Here is an 18,230-nt window from a genome sequence, read left to right as displayed (position 1 = left end):
ACGCCACTGTTCACTCTAGACTCAAATAAGCTACCCGCCGAACAACTTGCAATCAGAACAATAACCACAGAGATCGCAGTCGTGGAAACCATCAAACATTTCAACAATTTCGCCGAGTTCTACCCGTATTACCTCAGCGAACACAGCAACAGCACCTGCCGTCGCCTGCATTTCATCGGCACGACACTGGTGATCTTCATTCTCGCCATGACCATCGCCAAGGGCGCCTGGCTGCTGTTGCTGGCCCTGCCGCTGGCCGGTTACAGCTTCGCCTGGGTCGGCCATTTCTTTTTCGAGAAAAACCGGCCGGCGACTTTCCAGCATCCGTTCTACAGCCTGCTGGGCGACTTCGTCATGTACCGCGACATGATCCTGGGCCGCGTGGCGTTCTAGAAACCCTGACCAAGAGAATTGTCGATGAATGTCACTGCCCGTTTCACCCACATGAAGGACGGCACGCAGGAAGACTGGGCGATCATCGCGGCGGATTTCAGCGCCTACGCCCGTCAGTTACCGGGCCGGATCATGGCGCATCTGAAACTGCTCGAAGGTGATTTCGGCGGGTTCCCGGTGGATCGCCTGACCCACTCGCTGCAGACCGCGACCCGTGCCCATCGCGACGGGCGCGACGAGGAATACGTGGTCTGCGCCCTGCTCCACGACATCGGCGACACCCTCGGCTCCTACAATCACCCGGACATCGCCGCCGCGATTCTCAAGCCGTTTGTCAGCGCCGAGAACCTGTGGATGGTGGAAAAGCACGGGATCTTCCAGGGCTATTACTTCTTCCATCACCTGGGCATGGATCGGCACCTGCGCGAGCAGTTCAGCGGCCATCCGCAGTATCAGGCGACCGCGGAGTTCTGCGCGAAATACGACGCGGCGGCGTTCGACCCGGACTACGACACCCTGCCGCTGAGCTTCTTCGAACCGATGATGGAACGGCTGTTCGCCCAGCCGAGGAACTCCATCTACAAAGCCGCGATGGAGGAACACTCCCCGGCTTGAGTTGATTTGAAAAACTCAGGCCAGCTCGGCCACCTTGGCCGCTTTCAGCTCTGCCTCCCGCGCCTGCGCATCGGCCAGGCGATACAGCTCGATCGTGCCGTCCCAGTGCTCGATCAGCGCCGTGCACGACTCCACCCAGTCGCCGCAATTGAGGTAATCCACCTCGCCGACCTTGCGGATCTCGGCGTGGTGAATGTGCCCGCAGACCACCCCGTGCAACTCGCGCTTCACGCACTCGTGGGCGATGGCTTCTTCGAAGTCGCTGATGAAGCTCACTGCGGTCTTCACCTTGTGCTTGAGGTAGGCCGACAGCGACCAGTAGCCGTAACCGTATTTCGCCCGCCAGTGATTGAGCCAGCGGTTGAGGGTCAGGGTGAATTCGTAGGCCGAGTCGCCGAGAAAGGCCAGCCAGCGGTGATAGCGGGTGATCACGTCGAACTGGTCACCGTGGATCACCAGCAGATGCCGGCCATCAGCCGTGACGTGCACCGCTTCGTCGACCAGCTGGATGTTGCCCAGGATCAGCTTTGAATAACGACGCAGGAATTCATCATGGTTGCCGGTGACGTAGATCACCTCGGTGCCGCGCTTGCTCATGGTCAGCAAGCGGCGAATCACGTTGGTGTGCGCCTGAGGCCAGTACATGCCGCCGCGCAGTTTCCAGCCGTCGATGATGTCGCCGACCAGGTAGATTTTGTCGGCGTGATAGCCCTTGAGAAATTGCGACAGATGCTCGGCCTGGCAATCCCGCGTGCCCAGGTGCACGTCGGAGATCCACAAGGTGCGAACCCTTTGTTTACGGCTGGGTCTGGCGAGCTCGGCGCTGGTCATGGGCAACCCTCTGCGATGTTTTCGCCACTGTGCGCGAGCCCGGTTAATCGACCATGACAGGTGTGCGTCAGTCTTGTGACAAACGCGGCGCTCTCGCGCCGGTGTAGACTGGCGGCTCGCCCGGAGACCGCCATGCAACCGATCCTGACCCTGCGCCATTACACCCACGACCTGATCGTTCACAGTCACGACCACGCGCAACTGGTGTTCGGCCTGTCCGGTGCGCTGGATTTCGAGGTCGAAGGGCACGGCAGTCAGGTCTTGCAACAGAGTTTCGTGGTGATTCCTTCCGGTGCGCATCACGCCTGCGGCAGCCCCAAGGGCAGCCGTTGCCTGGTGCTGGACGTGCCGGACGAGCAATGGCTGACCCGTTCGCTGGGCGATCACGCCGAGGCCAGCCGCCGTCTGCTGGATAACACCGCACGCCTGTCGCTGGATGCCGGACAAGGTCAACTGGTCAATTGGCTGGCGAACAGTCCGGTGGACGATCCGCTGATTGCACAACAGGGCGCGGTTTTGTTGCTGGCGAGCCTGAACCACGCCCGGCCTGCCGAAGTCTGCGCCCGTCGTCTGCCCTACGCGGCACTCGATGCGCACATCGAGCAGTACGCGGCCTATCCGCTGCAAGTGGCGGACCTGGCGCGTGTCGCCGGATTGTCCAGCGCTCGCCTGCATGCGCGATTCGTCGCCGAATGCGGGCAAACGCCCATGGACTACATTCGCAGTCGACGACTGCACAAGGCCGTCGCGCTGTTGCGGGATACCACGCTGCCCATCGGTGAAGTGGCCAGCCGCGTCGGTTATGGATCGCAAAGTGCGTTCTCGGCCGCCGTCCTGCGCGAGTTCGGGACCTCTCCTACACAATTGCGACGCGAGGCTGACGACAAAAGTCGATAGTCTGCCGACAGACTTTTCAGCGGCTACACGCTTCAATGTGTGTCTGAAATGGTGTTTGGAAAAAGGACCTCAATGACTCCCCGTACCGCCCTCGGCGCCCTGCATATCGGCGCACTGATGTTCGGCCTGACCGGCGTCTTCGGCAAACTCGCCGCCGCAACCCCGGCGGTGATTGTCTTTGGACGAGCCGCCTTTGCCGTTCTCGCGCTGGCGTTTTTCGCCCGCTTCGCCAGCCAGCACGGCTGGCAAAAACTGCAGGCCGCGGACTGGCGACGCCTGGCCCTGAGCGGTGTTTTGCTGGCCGGCCACTGGGTAAGTTTCTTCATTGCGGTGAAAGTGGCCGGCGTTGCGGTGGCCACGCTGGGTTTCGCCAGTTTCCCGGCCTTCACGGTGATTCTCGAAGGGTTGATCTTCCGCGAACGCATCCGTGCCAACGAAATCATTCTGGTGGCGCTGGTCAGTGTCGGTCTGGTGCTGGTGACACCGGCGTTCGACCTGGCCAGCGGCGCCACAACCGGGTTGCTTTGGGCGATTCTCTCCGGCCTGCTGTTTTCCCTGCTGTCGCTGACCAACCGCGCCAGTTCCGGGCGCATTCCGGCGGTGCAGGCAGCGCTGTGCCAGAACGTGGTGGTGGCGTTGTGTCTGCTGCCGGTGGCCGCGCCGCAACTGAGCGACGTGCGCGCCATCGACTGGTTGTGGATCGGTCTGCTCGGGGTGTTCTGCACCGGCGTCGCCCACAGCCTGTTCGTCGCCAGCCTTGCGGTGATCAAGGCGCGCACCGCAGCGGTGGTGTTCGCCATGGAGCCGGTGTACGGCATCACCGTCGCGTGGCTGCTGTTCGATGAAAATCCGACCCTGCGCATGCTGGTCGGTGGCGCGCTGATCATCGTCGCAATCGTGGTGTCGAGCCAGATGTCAGGCAGCACCAGTAAAAAAACGGTGGAGGCCGAGGCCGCGTCTCATTGAGTGCGATCGTTGTGGCCGAGGTCACGCTCAGGGTCGATCTGGTCGCGTACCCGTTGCTTGAGCACCTTGGCTTCGGGGAAGCCACCGTCGGCCTTGCGCTCCCAGATCTGCACGCCGTCGCAACTGATGTGAAAGATGCCGCCGGTGCCCGGCACCAATGACACCTTGCCAAGGTCATCGCCAAAGGTGCTGAGCAGCTCCTGCGCCAGCCATGCGGCGCGCAACAGCCACTGGCATTGCGTGCAATAGGTGATGACGATTTCCGGTTTTGTCGCGGTCATGATCGCTGAAACTCCTGAGCCAGAGGGCGCCGCTATAATAGCCGGCTTTAACGCTCGCCCCGAGACTCACAATGCGTCGTCTGCTGATCTGCCTTTTGCTTGGTTTCCTCCCGCTGCTTGTTCATGCCAGTGAAGCGCCGCGGCCGAAAGTCGGCCTGGTGCTGTCCGGTGGCGCGGCCCGTGGGCTGGCGCACATCGGCGTGCTCAAGGCGCTGGAAGAGCAAGGCATCAAGATCGATGCGATTGCCGGTACCAGCATGGGTGCGGTGGTCGGTGGCCTGTACGCCTCGGGTTACAAGATCGACGAACTGGAAAAACTCGCCCTGAACATCGACTGGCAGCAAGCCTTGTCCGATGCGCCGCCCCGGAAGATGTACCGTTTCGGCGCAAACAGGATGACCGCGATTTTCTGGTGAAGCAGAAACTGAGCTTTCGTGACGACGGCAGTCTCGGTTTGCCATTGGGTGTTATTCAGGGTCAGAACCTCGCGCTGCTGCTGGAAAGCCTGCTGGCCCACACCAGCGACACCCGTGATTTCGACAAGCTGCCAATCCCGTTCCGTGCCGTGGCCACCGACATCGCCAACGGTGAAAAAGTGGTGTTTCGCAAGGGCCACCTGCCCCAGGTGATCCGCGCCAGCATGTCGATCCCGGCGGTGTTCGCCCCGGTCGAACTGGATGGCCGGCTGCTGGTGGACGGCGGCATGACCGATAACATTCCCCTGGATGTGGCTAGGGAAATGGGCGTCGATGTGGCCATCGTGGTCGACATCGGCACCCCGCTGCGCAACCGCAAGCAACTGACCACCGTGGTCGATGTGCTGAACCAGTCGATCACCCTGATGACCCGGCGCAACTCCGAAGAACAACTGGCGGCGCTGCACCCGAACGACGTGCTGATCCAGCCGCCGCTGGCCAGTTTCGGCGCCACCGATTTCGGTCGCGCCGAGGAAATGATCGATGCCGGTTACCGTGCCGCCAAGACCCTCGACGCCCGCCTCGCCCGTTTGAAACTCGCAGAGTCTCAGGACGCCGAGCTCAACGCTGCCCGCGCACCGGGCCAGCGCACGCCGATCATCACCGCGATCAAGGTCGAGAACGACTCGAAAGTCGGCGACGACGTGATCCGTTACTACATCCGCCAGCCCATCGGTGAGCCGCTGGACCTCGGGCGTCTGCACTCGGACATGGGCACCCTGTACGGCCTGGATTACTTCGAACAGGTGCAGTACCGCGTGGTGCACAAGGGCCAGGAGCACACGCTGGTGATCAGCGCCCGGGGCAAGCGCAGCGGCACCGACTACTTGCGGGTCGGCTTGAACCTGTCGGACGACATGCGCGGCGACAGCGCCTTCAACCTCGGCGCCAGCTACCGCATGAACGGCATCAACCGCCTCGGCGCCGAATGGCTGACCCGGGCGCAAATCGGTGACAAACAGGAACTCTACACCGAGTTCTACCAGCCGCTGGACGTCGGCTCACGCTACTTCGTCGCGCCCTATGCGGCGTTCGAAGCGCAGAACGTCGACTCGGTGCTCGACAACGATCCGATCGCCCAATATCGCGTCGAGCGCTACGGCTTCGGCCTCAATGTCGGCCGCCAGATCGGCAACAACGGCGAAATCCGCTTTGGCGTTGGTGAGGCCTGGGGCAAGGCGGATGTGCGGATCGGCGATCAGAATCTGCCGAGCGAACATTTCAACGAAGGTTTCTACGCGCTGAAATATTCGTTCGACTCACTGGATAACGTGTACTTCCCCCACGACGGCAAGGACGTCAGCCTGACCCTGATGCAATTCGAACCGAGCCTGGGCTCCGACACGCGCTATCGACAGTGGGAATTCAAACTGGACAAGGCCATGAGCAGCGGCCCGAACACGCTGATTCTGGGCGGGCGTTACGGGCGCACGCTGGACGATGCGAATGTGGTGACGTCGAGCTTCCTGCTCGGTGGCGCCCGACAGCTGTCGGGCTTCCGCGAAGATGCCATCTCCGGGCAGAACGTCAGCCTGATGCGGGCCGTGTACTACCGCCGCCTGACGCCACGCGCCTACCTGCCGCTGGATTTCCCGTTGTATGCCGGCGGCTCGCTGGAACGCGGCCGGGCCTGGAACAACGACAACGAGTTCGACAGCGGCTACATCAACGCGGCCAGCGTGTTCATCGGTTTCGACACACCGCTGGGGCCATTGAATTTCAGCTATGGCCTCAACGATGCCAATGAACAGGCGGTTTATCTGAATCTGGGGCAGACCTTCTGATCCGCATCAGCGAATCCCGGCCAACAGGGTGCGGGCGGTTTGCCTGAGCGGCTCATCGCCCTCTTTCAGCAACTCATTGAGCAAGGCGATCGCACTGTCGAGGTCGCCATCGTCGATGCAGGTCTGGGCCTGTTCAAGCTTGCCGGCGTTGGCGGCCTCTGTCGGATCCGGCTCGGGCTCCGGCGCCTGCAGGTCCAGCGGTTCCAGGGCCAGTGACTGACCGGGATCGCCAAACTCGTTGAGAAAGTCTTCATCGATAGCCTGGACTTCAGGCTCGGCGATCCACTCCAGCTCTGTGGTTTCAACGTCATCGCTGGTGGTTTGCGGCAATTCGAAATCCTGCGGCAAGACTTGCAGGCTTGAGCCAAGTGCCGATGGCGCCGAGGACAGTGGGTCGGTTGCCGGCCGACTGTCTTCCAGATCCCAGCTGGAATCCATCGACAGTTGCTCCAGATTCAGCTCGAAATCATCTTCGGCCAGCGGTGTTGTGGGTGCGGCCTGCTCAACGGGTAACGCGGCAATGACCGGAGCCGCCGCAACCAAAGGTTCAGTCCTGGCCAGTTTCGGATATCGGGCGCGAATCTCGTGCAACCGCTGCTCCTCGACACCGAGCTGGCGCAAGTGGTTTTCCTGATCGTCATAGGCCACCTGATCGCCCTGGCGCCCCAGCACCTCAAGCAACTGCATGCCGAGATCGATGCGCTCCGGTTCTTTTTGCAAGGCGTCGCGTAGCAGACCGAGCGCTTCGCCCAGTCGTCCGTAAGCCAGATAAATGCCCACGGCTTCCAGCACATCGCCGTTTGTCTGTTCGTCTCGATGCTCGACGGCACCATGGGCAGCATTCGGATGAACAGGTTCGCTGTCATTCAGTTCTGGTTCGCTTCGCTGCGGCAGCACGCGTGCCGGCACGTCCGGGATCACTGCCTGCTGACGTCGGCGGCGAACGATCAACCCGGCCACCAGCCCCCCCAGTAACACCAGCAAGCCACCGAGCAATGGCCAACTGACGGAGTCGTCTTGAGCTTCCGCCGGCGCAATGACCGGAGCCGGGACCGAGGCAGGCGCCGCTGGGGTTGCGGGTGCCGGAGGTGCCTGCTGAACCTGTGCGAGATGCGCCTGCAGATCGGCCAGCTGTTTTTTGCCGTCGGCGATTTGCACGTCCTGCGCCTGAAGCTTCAGGTTCAGCTCATCGATGGTTTTCTGCAGTTGCTGGTTCAGCAGCACACTGGCCGCCAGCTGTTCCGCTTGCGCGTCGTTGGTCGCGGCCGTTTGAGGCGTCGGCGCGGCCGGTGCTGCAGCAGGTTTATTCTGGGGGGTGGCAGCAGGCGCCTCGGGCGTTGGAAACTCCGAAGACTGCGCATGCACATCAGGTTCGTCGGTGGCCGGCACGATGCCCGGCGAACCCGGCGGATCGATCAGCACCGTGTATTCGCGCAGCACATGGCCGTTGGGCTGATTGAGCTGCACCAGGAAATTCAGGAAAGGTTCGTTGACCGGTTTGGTCGAGGTCACCCGGATCAGGTTGCGATTGCCATGCAGGATCGGAGTGAACTTGAGGTCGTTGAGGAAGAACACCCGCTCGACCCCGGCCCGGCCGAATTCGTCCGCCGAGGCCAGGCTGGCCGAAAGCTCGCCGGCACTGAGCCCTGCGGCGTCCACCAGGGTGATGTCGGCCTTGAGCGGCTGATTGAGCGCTGAATGCACGGTGATGTCACCGAGACCCAGCGCCAGTGATGCCGTGGACCAGGTGAATACACCGGCCACCAGCAGCGAATGGGCGCAACGCAGTACTACGTGCCGACTGTCGAGCATGAGCATCCCTTAAATAAGCAAAACCGACTTCTATGGGTTCGCACATCCGGTACGAACACGATATTGCCCAGTAGTTCTTATAGTCTGCCCAGCGCGATCCCTCAAAAAAACGGCACGTCGTTGTGCCTCAAGATTTTTCCAGGTTGGCCAGAATGTGTCCGTGAACCCGCATGCACACCTTCATGTCAGCCTCATCGATGCCCTCGAACAACTCCTTGCGCAATTGCGTGGCGATGGTTTCGATCTGTTCGATCAGCGGGCGGGCCGGGGCACACAGCACGATCTTTTTCGCCCGGCGGTCTTCCATCACGGACTGGCGTTGCACCAGGCCCTGGCTTTCCAGGCTGTCGAGCAATCGTGCGAGGGTCGGCCCTTCGACGCCGACGCTTTGCGCCAGCTCCCGTTGGGTCGGCGCCTCTTCAAAGCGAGCAAGATGCAGCAGCACCAGCCAGCGCGCCTGGGACAAACCCAGACCGGCCAGCCGGCGATCCAGTTCGGCACGCCAGCCACGGGACATCTGGGCCAGTTGCATGCCAAAGCGGTGTTGATCGGTTAACGGCATAAAACACTCATGGTTAGACTGAAGAAATAGAGAAAAACTAATTATTAGTCAGCTAAGCATGACATTTGGCTATAGGCAAGGGGGGACTTGTACTGAATCGTTACATCTGAAAAGCCCCTCACCCTAACCCTCTCCCGGGGGGAGAGGGAACCGATTGGGGAATATTCAGGAAATACGCCGACCTGAATGCACTGAGCTGAATCCAAAATCGACCCGATATTTCAGGTCGATGAATAGCGCAAGACAGCCCGGTCGGCTCCCTCTCCTGGGGGAGAGGGCTGGGGTGAGGGGAATGGGCCGGATTACATCTCGAATTCAGATTGCAGCGCGGCCCTCACGCAATACAGCACCCCCTCCGGTACGCGACCGGCAAACAGCTCCGCCACTTCGGCGACCGACGGCAACTCGCCCTCGCCGTCGAGGAACGCATCCTGGACTTCGCCCATCAGGTCTTCCGGCAGGTCCAGAGCCTGTTCCAGTGACAATTGCTGCTTACCAATGGCTTCGGCGAGCATGGTGTAGACGTTCTTTTCCGAGCACTGCAACTGACCGGCAATCTGCAGCGGCGTCATGCCGGCACGGGCCAGTGTAATCAGTTCGTGGCGCACGTCGGCGACCACCTTCGGCGCCTCGGCCTCGCCGCCCAGCACCTCGAGGAAGGCCTCGCCGTAGCGCTCCAGTTTGCGTGCGCCGACGCCGCTGACCCGGGCCATGTCCGCCAGCGAGGTCGGCTGGCTGCGGAGCATTTCCAGCAGGGTCGAGTCGGGGAAGATGACGTACGGCGGTACACCATGTTCTTCCGCCAGTTTGCGCCGCAGGGCGCGCAAGGCTTCCCACTGTTCGCGTTCTTCACCACGCACCAGTTGGCTGGCCTGGCTCTTGCTGCCGCTCTTGGCGGTGATTTGTGGCTTGAGGTCGCGGCGCAGCTCCAGGCTCACCTCGCCCTTGAGCAGCGGCCGGCACGCGTCGCTCAGACGCAACCCGCCATAGCCTTCATGATCGACGTCCGCCAGACCACGGGCCACCAACTGGCGGAACAGCGAACGCCATTCGCTCTCCCCCAGCGCCTTGCCCACGCCAAACACCGACAGGTGCTGATGGCCGAAGCTGCGGACTTTTTCGTTGTCCTTGCCCAGCAGCACGTCCACCAGATGTCCAACACCGTAACGCTGGCCGGTGCGATAGATCGCCGACAGCGCCTGGCGCGCAGGTTCGGTGGCGTCCCAGGTCTGCACGCCGTCGATGCAGTTGTCGCAGTGCCCACAAGGCTCGGGCATGTCTTCGTCGAAATACGCCAGCAGCGCCTGACGACGGCAGCGGGTTTCTTCGCAGAGCGAGAGCATGGCGTCGAGCTTGTGCTGCTCCAGACGCTTGTGGCGCTCGTCGCCTTCGGAGTTCTGCAGCATCTGCTTGAGCATCACCACGTCCTGCAGACCGTAGGCCATCCACGCATCCGCCGGCAGACCGTCACGGCCACCGCGTCCGGTTTCCTGGTAATAGGCCTCAAGGGATTTCGGCAGGTCGAGGTGAGCGACGAAGCGCACGTTGGGTTTGTCGATACCCATGCCGAACGCCACGGTGGCGACCATGATCAGGCCTTCCTCGTTGAGGAAGCGCTTCTGGTGATAGGCGCGCAGATCGTTGGGCAGACCGGCGTGATACGGCAGCGCCGGGAAGCCCTGCTCGGTGAGAAACGCGGCAACCTCCTCCACCTTCTTGCGCGACAGGCAGTAGACGATGCCGGCATCGCTGCGTCGTTCGACGAGGAACGCCAGCAACTGCTTGCGCGGCTGCTCCTTGGGCACGATGCGGTAGAAGATGTTCGGCCGGTCGAAACTCGACAAGAAACGCTCGGCGTTCTGCAGGTGCAGACGGGTGACGATTTCTTCCCGGGTGCGCTTGTCGGCGGTGGCGGTCAGGGCGATGCGCGGCACGTCGGGGAACATTTCCGCCAACTGCCCCAGTTGCAGGTATTCCGGACGGAAGTCGTGGCCCCATTGCGATACGCAGTGCGCTTCGTCGATGGCGAACAGCGCGATGTTCAAGCCTTGCAGGAACGACAGCATGCGCGGCTGCACCAGACGCTCCGGCGCCAGGTAAAGCATCTTCACTTCGCCGCGCTTGATCCGGTTGGCGAGGTCGCGTTGCTGTTCGGCGCTCAGGGTGGAGTTCAACGCGGCGGCGGCCACGCCCAGCTCTTCGAGGGTGGCCACCTGATCGTCCATCAGCGCGATCAGCGGCGACACCACCACCGCCAGGCCGTCGCGCAGCAGCGCCGGCACCTGGAAGCACAGGGACTTGCCGCCGCCAGTCGGCATCAGGACAAGGGCATCACCGCCACTGGCCACGCGCTCAATGATTGCACCCTGACGGCCACGGAAACTGTCGTAGCCGAAGATGTCCTTGAGGACGCGTTGAGCCTGTTCGAGCATAAAAACTCCAAAAATCCACCGAAACATCCCTGCACAGGCTGGTTCAAGACAGCCAAGGCTGCTTTAAACAAAACGTAAGGGCGCATTGCATGACGCCGTACGGATTCAGCCGCGACACCGGCAGGGATCGCAAAGCGCGGCAGTATACCCGAGCCCTCCCCGGCAAAGGGCACCGCCGATAAGAAGCTTGTGCGGGCAAATCTGCCGTGCGGCTGGCTTGAGGGCTCAAGAAGGCCTAGAATTCCCGCATTGTTTATTCCCCCAAGGTAGCCCTTTAATGTCCTTCGCCGAGCAACTAACCCGCCTGCAAGTCTTCCTCGACGCCGACGAGCTGCATGAAGAGGCGCTGGACTACGTGGCCGCTCACGGTTACCTGACCGCGCTGTCGATCTGCGCCGACGTGGTGCCGGATCGTGAGTGGATCGACGCCCTGTTCGCCGAAGAGCCGCACTACAGCAGCGAAGCCCAGCGTGAAGAGATCGAAGCCACGCTGATCGGCCTCAAGGCCCACATCGCCCGCCAACTGGCGTCCGATGAAGAATTCGAGCTGCCATGCGAACTGGACCTGGGCGACGAACCGGACGATTCCGAACTGCGCGGCTGGTGCATCGGCTTCATGGAAGGCGTGTTCCTGCGCGAAGCGGCCTGGTTCGAAACCGCCGAAGAAGAAGTCAGCGAAATGCTCCTGCCGATCATGGTCGGTTCGGGCCTGTTCGACGAACAGCCTGAATTCGAAGACATCGCCAAAGACGCCAACCTGATGGACGACATGATCGTGCAGATCCCGGAAGCCCTGACCGCGCTGTACCTGCTGTGCCAGGCACCCGACGAAAAACCGGCGATCCTCAAGCCACGTCACCACTAAGATCCGGCCTATGGACAACCCCATAGGCAAGCGCCCCCTGATGTTGCGCTACATCCTGCTGGTCATCGGCTGGCTGAGCGTGGCATTGGGGGTGATCGGAATTTTCCTGCCTGTTCTCCCCACTACCCCCTTCCTTCTGCTGGCGGCCGCCTGCTTTGCCCGCAGCTCTCCGCGTTTCTATCAATGGCTGGTCGAGCATCCCCGGCTCGGGCCATGGATCCGCGATTACCTCGATGGCAACGGCATACCGCTCAAGGGCAAGGTCTACGCGATCGGGCTGATGTGGGCGAGCATTCTATTCTCGTGCTATCTCGTGCCGCTGCCGTGGGCGCGAGGGTTCATGTTGACCAGTGCGGTGCTGGTGACGGTTTATATCTTGCGGCAGAAGACGTTGCACAAACCCTGATCTCACCCTGCTCTCAAGCTCTTCAGAGCAACGAACCGTTCATCGGAACCCCCCGTCCACCTGTTATTTCTGACAGTAGCCAATCCCCTCACTTCAAGCCTTAAATCACTCCAGCCCTGATCCTTAGCTCGAACGTCAAATTGCGCGTTCCTGCTCAGTAACCCCGTACCCGCCGGCCTCGCGTCCATGGCCAGAAACCCTTGACGCCACTGGCACTCCCTTCGGATGGAGTTGATCATGTTCACTTTCCGCCGGTCCTTGTTCCCGAGTCGCAATGAACTGCCCGCCCCGTTGTCGGGATTGTTCCCCCCTACTTCGCCGACATGGTCATCCCTGTGCCAGGTGCTGACGGAGGGATCAATAGAAAGGCGTTTGAAGCGTTCGATGCAGGGCTGTTTGCCCTTATCGACCCTTACCCGGACATGGCAATCGACGACGAGCTGGTCGTCTTCCTGAATGACAAAAAGGTCGGCGAACTCAAGGTCAAGGATGAGCACCTCAACCAGCGATGGTTCTTCTTCGTACCCAAGGACGGGCTTCTACCGGGTCTTTTCACCTGCCACTACGTGTTGACCCGGGCAGGCGAAACCGTACCCGACGATCCATCGGCCACATTGACGCTGTTGCTGGAAGTCGACGATCCGGCCGGCCCCGACAAGCGTCCTTTCGAGCCTTGGCACTCGGAGCTGGAAAAGGTCGGCTTACCGCAGGATGTCATCGATAACGGCATGACCAAAGAGTGGGCCGACAAGGGCGTGCCGATGACCATCAGGCGTTATCCGAATATCGCGGTGGGCGACATCATCTTCGTAATGTTGGGCAGTGTGTTTCTTCTGCCCCATGTGCTGACGCAGGCAGAAGTGGATGGCACCGCCGAAATCATCGTCATGGCCCGGCCCGAAGATATCTTCACAGCCGGCAACAGCGACGCGATGAAGATCCACTACAACGTTTGCGATCTCGTCTACAACTGGAGTGTGAAGTGGTCAGAGGCCACTTTTGTGCAGGTCGATGCCGGGGGATCACGCCTCGATGCCCTCATCATCAAGGAAGCGGATGACGGGAAAATCATTCTTGCAGACCTGGACGCCAACCCTGTCACCTTGCAGATCCTGATCAACCCCAACGACGTCTTCACCGCCGGTGACACGCTCCTGATCACAGTGATCGGCACGCCGATTCCCGGCAGGCCACCTCAAACGTTTACCGTTGAAGCCATAGTCCGTAACCCGCCTTATATTCATGAAATCCCGGTTGCCTACGAGTTCGTGAAGCTCTTTGCCCAGGGCACCCTCGACGCCTCCTATGCATTGCGCAAGCAGGACGGCAGCCCGACGCTTTATTCAAAACGCACCTTTGCCACCGTAATCGGCAACCCCTCATTACTGCCGGCACCTACCATCAGCGAAGTGGTCGGGAATATTTTGCCCGCACTGATACAAGCGGCATCGGTGGTCATCAGATACCCAGCCATCAAAAATGGCGATGTCCTGACACTGATCTGGCTAGGTAAAAAATCCAACGGTGATGATTACCTGCATGAAGAAGAACACATCGTATCGGGCCAAGAGCAGAAGGACGGCGAGGTGACGATTTACGTCATGGGCGAGCACGTCAAAGCCTTGGAAAACGGCAGTCTCAAACTTCAGTACCGGGTATTCGACGACGCTACCGGCCAGTACGGAACCAGCGAGTCCGAGTTTCTGCGGGTCAACGTCGGATCATGGCAGGCAACACATCCGGCCCCCACGATTGACGAAGCACCGGATGGCATTCTCAACCCTCGCAAACTGACAAACTGGTTCACGTGCGGGTCTTGCCAGTGAACTGGGTCAAGGGCGATACGCTCACCTACCACTGGATCGGGGTCAACCTTTACGGCAGCACATCCGGCAGTGTGCCGATCACGCTGGCAACCGTCGGCCAGCCAGTACGATTCCGGGTGGACAAACAATATGTATCGGCGAATATCGGCTACTACGTGACCGTCATCTACACACTGCTGCACGCCGCCACCGGGAAATACAGCTATTCAGCCCCTCTTGAGGTGCTGGTTGGCATTCCACTAGGCAGATTACTGCCGCCTACGGTCGTCCAGGCCCCCGATGGCACTCTGAATCCGATGCACGCCATCAATGGCGTGGACATCGATTGCAGCTACGCATCCATGGACACCCTGCTCGACAAACTCCAATTGAAATGGCGGGGCACGCCAGGCGCCGGGACTTCGGAAGATCTTGAGAAACCCGCCGAGACCACCGGCACCGTGAGGTTTCACCTGCCGCCCTCCTTTGTCGGGGCCAACATCGACCGCGAGGTAGCGGTCAATTACGACGTCCAGCGCTATGGCTTGTGGACCCCCTCGGAAATCCTCCCGCTGAAGGTTCTCAACTTCCAGAACCCTGAAACCGAACTGTCGAGGCCCGAGGTTCCGCAAGCGAAGGCAGGCGAGTTGCTGGTAATGGAGCTCACCGGGAACGCGAACGTTCTGGTCAAGGCATGGCCTTTCATTGCCCTCAAGCAGTTGGTCTGGCTGTACATCGAGGGTGAGGCCAGCACGGGCACCTATCGAATCGATCTGCTCATTGCGCATGAAGTGAGCTCAACACAGCTCACGCAAGGGCTGAACGAAACCCTGCTCAAAACGGAATTGCTGAAGTTGCTGCACGGCTCCAACGCCACCGTGGTTTGCAAGGTCATTTTCGATAACAGCACGGATGAAGATGCCGCCATCGTTTTCCCGAAACTACCGTTGGTCATCCGACAGCACTACGAGTACGTCACACCAGTCATCACCACCGTGAAAACGGCACAAGGCACAGTCATTCCCGAAGCGGGTCAGACCTACGACAAGCGTTTGACAATCGAAGGAACAGCCACTCGGGCCGAGAAAGTCGATATCCAGATCAATGGTATATCCAAAGACATGCGAACAGTGGATGCCAACAGCAAATGGACACTGACGGTGGATTTGATTGAAGGTTTGCAACGAGTGAAGGCAATTGCCCAATACGACGCCGATGACAAAGTCAGCAATCCGCGCACCTTTACCATTGCAGTCGCTACGAAGCCAAGCATTACAGCCGTTACGGACGCCAGCGGCCCGGTTGATGACAACGACACGACCTATTTCACAGAGGTCACGGTGTCGGTTCATGCGGATAGTAACCAGACTGTGCAGCTTTACGACGGAATTACGGCGATTGGAAGCCCGATACGTCTGGGTGCAAACGGCGCGGGAAGTATCAAGCTATCGAATCTGAGCCTGAAAACTTACACGCTCAAAGCCAAGGCAACCTATGGCGACCAACTAGAGTCCGCAGTTCGAACCTTCAAGGTAGCGGCTGCTTCGGCACCTACCATCACATCCATCACCGACGCCTTGGGCGAAGTCCTGCACAATGACATCACGTTCTACAACAGCGTGACCATCACCGGCACGGCCGTCGCCGATCAGCGTGTGCAGATCTACGACGGCGCCACGGCCATTACTCCCGACACTCCCGTCGACAGCAACGGGAACTGGAGCAAAACGCTGACCGGTCTGACGGCCACCGCTCACAATATCAAGGTCAAGGCGTTGTATGGCCCTCAACCGGAGTCTGCGGTTCGAGCCTTCACCGTAGCGGTTGCTTCGGCTCCGACCATCACATCCATCACCGACGCCTTGGGCGAAGTACCACCCAATGGCATTACGCTCTACAACAGCGTGACCATCACCGGCACGGCCGTCGCCGGTCAGCGTGTGCAGATCTACGACGGCGCCACGGCCATTACTCCCGACACTCCCGTCGACAGCAACGGGAACTGGAGCAAAACGCTGACCGGTCTGACGGCCACTGCTCACAATATCAAGGTCAAGGCGTTGTATGGCCCTCAACCGGAGTCTGCGGTTCGAGCCTTCACCGTAGCGGTTGCTTCGGCTCCGACCATCAAATCCATCACCGACGTCTTGGGCGAGGTCCTGCACAACGGCATCACGTTCTACAACAGCGTGACCATCACCGGCACGGCCGTCGCCGATCAGCGTGTGCAGATCTACGACGGCGCCACGGCCATTACTCCCGACACTCCCGTCGACAGCAACGGGAACTGGAGCAAAACGCTGACCGGTCTGACGGCCACTGCTCACAATATCAAGGTCAAGGCGTTGTATGGCCCTCAACCGGAGTCTGCGGTTCGAGCCTTCACCGTAGCGGTTGCTTCGGCTCCGACCATCACATCCATCACCGACGCCTTGGGCGAAGTACCACCCAATGGCATTACGCTCTACAACAGCGTGACCATCACCGGCACGGCCGTCGCCGATCAGCGTGTGCAGATCTACGACGGCGCCACGGCCATTACTCCCGACACTCCCGTCGACAGCAACGGGAACTGGAGCAAAACGCTGACCGGTCTGACGGCCACTGCTCACAATATCAAGGTCAAGGCGTTGTATGGCCCTCAACCGGAGTCTGCGGTTCGAGCCTTCACCGTAGCGGTTGCTTCGGCTCCGACCATCACATCCATCACCGACGCCTTGGGCGAAGTCCTGCACAATGACATCACGTTCTACAACAGCGTGACCATCACCGGCACGGCCGTCGCCGATCAGCGTGTGCAGATCTACGACGGCGCCACGGCCATTACTCCCGACACTCCCGTCGACAGCAACGGGAACTGGAGCAAAACGCTGACCGGTCTGACGGCCACCGCTCACAATATCAAGGTCAAAGCGTTGTATGGCCTTCAACCGGAGTCTGCGGTTCGAGCCTTCACCGTAGCGGTTGCTTCTACCCCTCTCATCGTTTCTGTCACCGACGTCAAAGGTTCAATTGGCAACAACGGCATCACGTACGAAAACGAGGTCACCGTAACAGTCAGTGCAGACCGCAATCAGCGTGTGCAGCTTTACAACCGTACAGTGCCCATCGGTTCGCCGATAACACTGGACAGTAACGGCAGCGGCAGCACTCGACTTTCCAGCCTCAGTCAGAGCACTTACGACCTAAAAGCCAAAGCACTTTATGGAAATCAGCTTGAGTCACCTGTCCACTTATTTACAGTGAGGGCCCATCTCACCACCACACTCACCTCCGTCCGGCATTCAGGCGGGGAACTGGGTAATGGCGGCAAAACCACAGACACTTCGGTAAGTGTGACCGGGGCGGCAACGCCGTTGTACAACGTGCAGATTTTTCTCAATAACGTGGGAGGTCAAACCGTGCCTGTCAACGGGAGCGGTGTCTGGACACTTACCCTCGGCATTCATCTGGGCTCGAACACGGTTTACGCGAGGTCGGTTGCCAACAATCAACAGACCGTGTCGCGCAGCTTTACCCGGGAGAATCCGTTAGCGCCGTTGAACTTCAATACCAACCCGGTCACGTTGGGTGGCAAGACCTACATCATTCCGGGCAGCCCCAGTGTTCTTCCTGCGTTCAATTCGGGTAACTCGGTACGACATCAAGCCTCCGGTGGCCGCCCAGGTTACACCTATACCTCCAGCAACACAGGCGTGGCGGTTGTTGACTCAACGGGATATGTCACTGTGCGTGGCCGTGGAACAGCGACCATCACTGCCAGAGATACAGCCAACCAATCCAAGAGCTACAACGTGACAGTCACGAACGTGATCCAGTGTCTCGGCTTTGGGAATGCAACCTGGACGCAAGCCAACTCAAGCGTCGCGTCGGCAGGTGCCCGAATTCCGAGCATGGCAGAGCTATACGAAATACATGCCGCCTACGGGAATCGATGGCCCATGGGAAACCATCATTACTGGTCAACCGATACCAGCAACTACTGGTGGCCCGCGCCGGCCAGAAAAACTCTATACATTAGTTCGGGAGGGGAAGGTTCAGCCAAGACACCACCTTTTAATGACTACTCCAACGTGGTCGGCATCAAATAAAAGGCTGAGTACCT

At 60.2% G+C, this 18,230-nt stretch carries 13 protein-coding genes and 1 pseudogene; 9 read left to right on the top strand and 5 right to left on the bottom strand.

Translation table 11 applies throughout. The features are described 5' to 3' along the window. The first annotated feature begins 81 nt into the window (after positions 1 to 81). Both R1A29_RS06960 and R1A29_RS06955 read left to right on the top strand, forming a co-directional pair. Positions 82 to 393: an Mpo1-like protein gene (locus tag R1A29_RS06960; protein WP_438301018.1), complete on the top strand. Its 312-nt coding sequence runs from the start codon at positions 82 to 84 to the stop codon at positions 391 to 393. A gap of 24 nt (positions 394 to 417) precedes the next feature. Then, on the top strand, positions 418 to 1,008 hold the full coding sequence (locus tag R1A29_RS06955) for an HD domain-containing protein (RefSeq protein WP_085710397.1): 591 nt from the start codon (positions 418 to 420) through the stop codon (positions 1,006 to 1,008). Positions 1,009 to 1,023: 15 nt separating this feature from the next. Here R1A29_RS06955 and R1A29_RS06950 read toward each other — a convergent pair whose 3' ends face one another. After that, positions 1,024 to 1,839, bottom strand: coding sequence for a UDP-2,3-diacylglucosamine diphosphatase (locus R1A29_RS06950; protein ID WP_007958385.1), 816 nt, complete (start codon positions 1,837 to 1,839; stop codon positions 1,024 to 1,026). Positions 1,840 to 1,971: 132 nt separating this feature from the next. On the opposite strand from R1A29_RS06950, the gene R1A29_RS06945 reads away from it, so the two are divergent. Together R1A29_RS06945 and R1A29_RS06940 are read left to right on the top strand one after the other, a co-directional pair. Next, a complete protein-coding gene (locus tag R1A29_RS06945; protein WP_438301017.1) occupies positions 1,972 to 2,736 on the top strand; it encodes an AraC family transcriptional regulator in 765 nt (254 codons plus the stop codon). A gap of 72 nt (positions 2,737 to 2,808) precedes the next feature. Beyond that, positions 2,809 to 3,702 carry a DMT family transporter gene (locus R1A29_RS06940; RefSeq protein WP_438301016.1) on the top strand — a complete coding sequence of 298 codons (894 nt, stop codon included), beginning with the start codon at positions 2,809 to 2,811 and terminating at the stop codon, positions 3,700 to 3,702. On the opposite strand, the gene R1A29_RS06935 is transcribed toward R1A29_RS06940, so the two are convergent. Then, complete coding sequence (locus R1A29_RS06935) at positions 3,696 to 3,983, bottom strand: SelT/SelW/SelH family protein (protein WP_192560071.1); 288 nt, start codon at positions 3,981 to 3,983, stop codon at positions 3,696 to 3,698. The two genes, R1A29_RS06940 and R1A29_RS06935, sit on opposite strands and share 7 nt — an antisense overlap. A gap of 71 nt (positions 3,984 to 4,054) precedes the next feature. On the opposite strand from R1A29_RS06935, the pseudogene R1A29_RS06930 reads away from it, so the two are divergent. Next, a pseudogene (locus tag R1A29_RS06930) lies at positions 4,055 to 6,243 on the top strand (patatin-like phospholipase family protein). Between the two features lie 6 nt (positions 6,244 to 6,249). Here R1A29_RS06930 and R1A29_RS06925 read toward each other — a convergent pair. The 3 genes from R1A29_RS06925 to recQ all read right to left on the bottom strand — a co-directional run bounded on the left by R1A29_RS06925 (position 6,250) and on the right by recQ (position 11,049). After that, positions 6,250 to 8,055, bottom strand: coding sequence for a FimV/HubP family polar landmark protein (locus R1A29_RS06925; protein WP_438301015.1), 1,806 nt, complete (start codon positions 8,053 to 8,055; stop codon positions 6,250 to 6,252). 127 nt (positions 8,056 to 8,182) lie between these two features. Further along, positions 8,183 to 8,617, bottom strand: coding sequence for a MarR family transcriptional regulator (locus R1A29_RS06920; RefSeq protein WP_065260957.1), 435 nt, complete (start codon positions 8,615 to 8,617; stop codon positions 8,183 to 8,185). 302 nt (positions 8,618 to 8,919) lie between these two features. After that, positions 8,920 to 11,049, bottom strand: coding sequence for a DNA helicase RecQ (gene recQ / locus R1A29_RS06915; RefSeq protein ID WP_438301014.1), 2,130 nt, complete (start codon positions 11,047 to 11,049; stop codon positions 8,920 to 8,922). Between the two features lie 277 nt (positions 11,050 to 11,326). On the opposite strand from recQ, the gene R1A29_RS06910 reads away from it, so the two are divergent. From R1A29_RS06910 to R1A29_RS06895, 4 genes are all read left to right on the top strand, one after another. After that, on the top strand, positions 11,327 to 11,914 hold the full coding sequence (locus R1A29_RS06910) for a UPF0149 family protein (RefSeq protein WP_085710385.1): 588 nt from the start codon (positions 11,327 to 11,329) through the stop codon (positions 11,912 to 11,914). A 10-nt stretch (positions 11,915 to 11,924) separates the two neighbouring features. Then, a complete protein-coding gene (locus R1A29_RS06905) occupies positions 11,925 to 12,320 on the top strand; it encodes a YbaN family protein (protein ID WP_438301013.1) in 396 nt (131 codons plus the stop codon). A gap of 335 nt (positions 12,321 to 12,655) precedes the next feature. Next, positions 12,656 to 14,146 (top strand): hypothetical protein, encoded by a 1,491-nt coding sequence (locus R1A29_RS06900; RefSeq protein WP_438301012.1) that lies wholly within the window; start codon positions 12,656 to 12,658, stop codon positions 14,144 to 14,146. Next, positions 14,143 to 18,216 carry a hypothetical protein gene (locus R1A29_RS06895; protein WP_438301011.1) on the top strand — a complete coding sequence of 1,358 codons (4,074 nt, stop codon included), beginning with the start codon at positions 14,143 to 14,145 and terminating at the stop codon, positions 18,214 to 18,216. Before R1A29_RS06900 ends, R1A29_RS06895 begins: the two co-directional genes overlap by 4 nt. Positions 18,217 to 18,230 lie beyond the last annotated feature (14 nt).

Origin of the sequence: Pseudomonas sp. NMS19W (genome assembly GCF_051554255.1) — a bacterium.
Taxonomy (GTDB): domain Bacteria; phylum Pseudomonadota; class Gammaproteobacteria; order Pseudomonadales; family Pseudomonadaceae; genus Aquipseudomonas; species Aquipseudomonas kribbensis.
The sequence above is the reverse complement of the archived record's forward strand: the minus strand, read 5'-3'. Positions and strand labels throughout refer to the sequence as shown.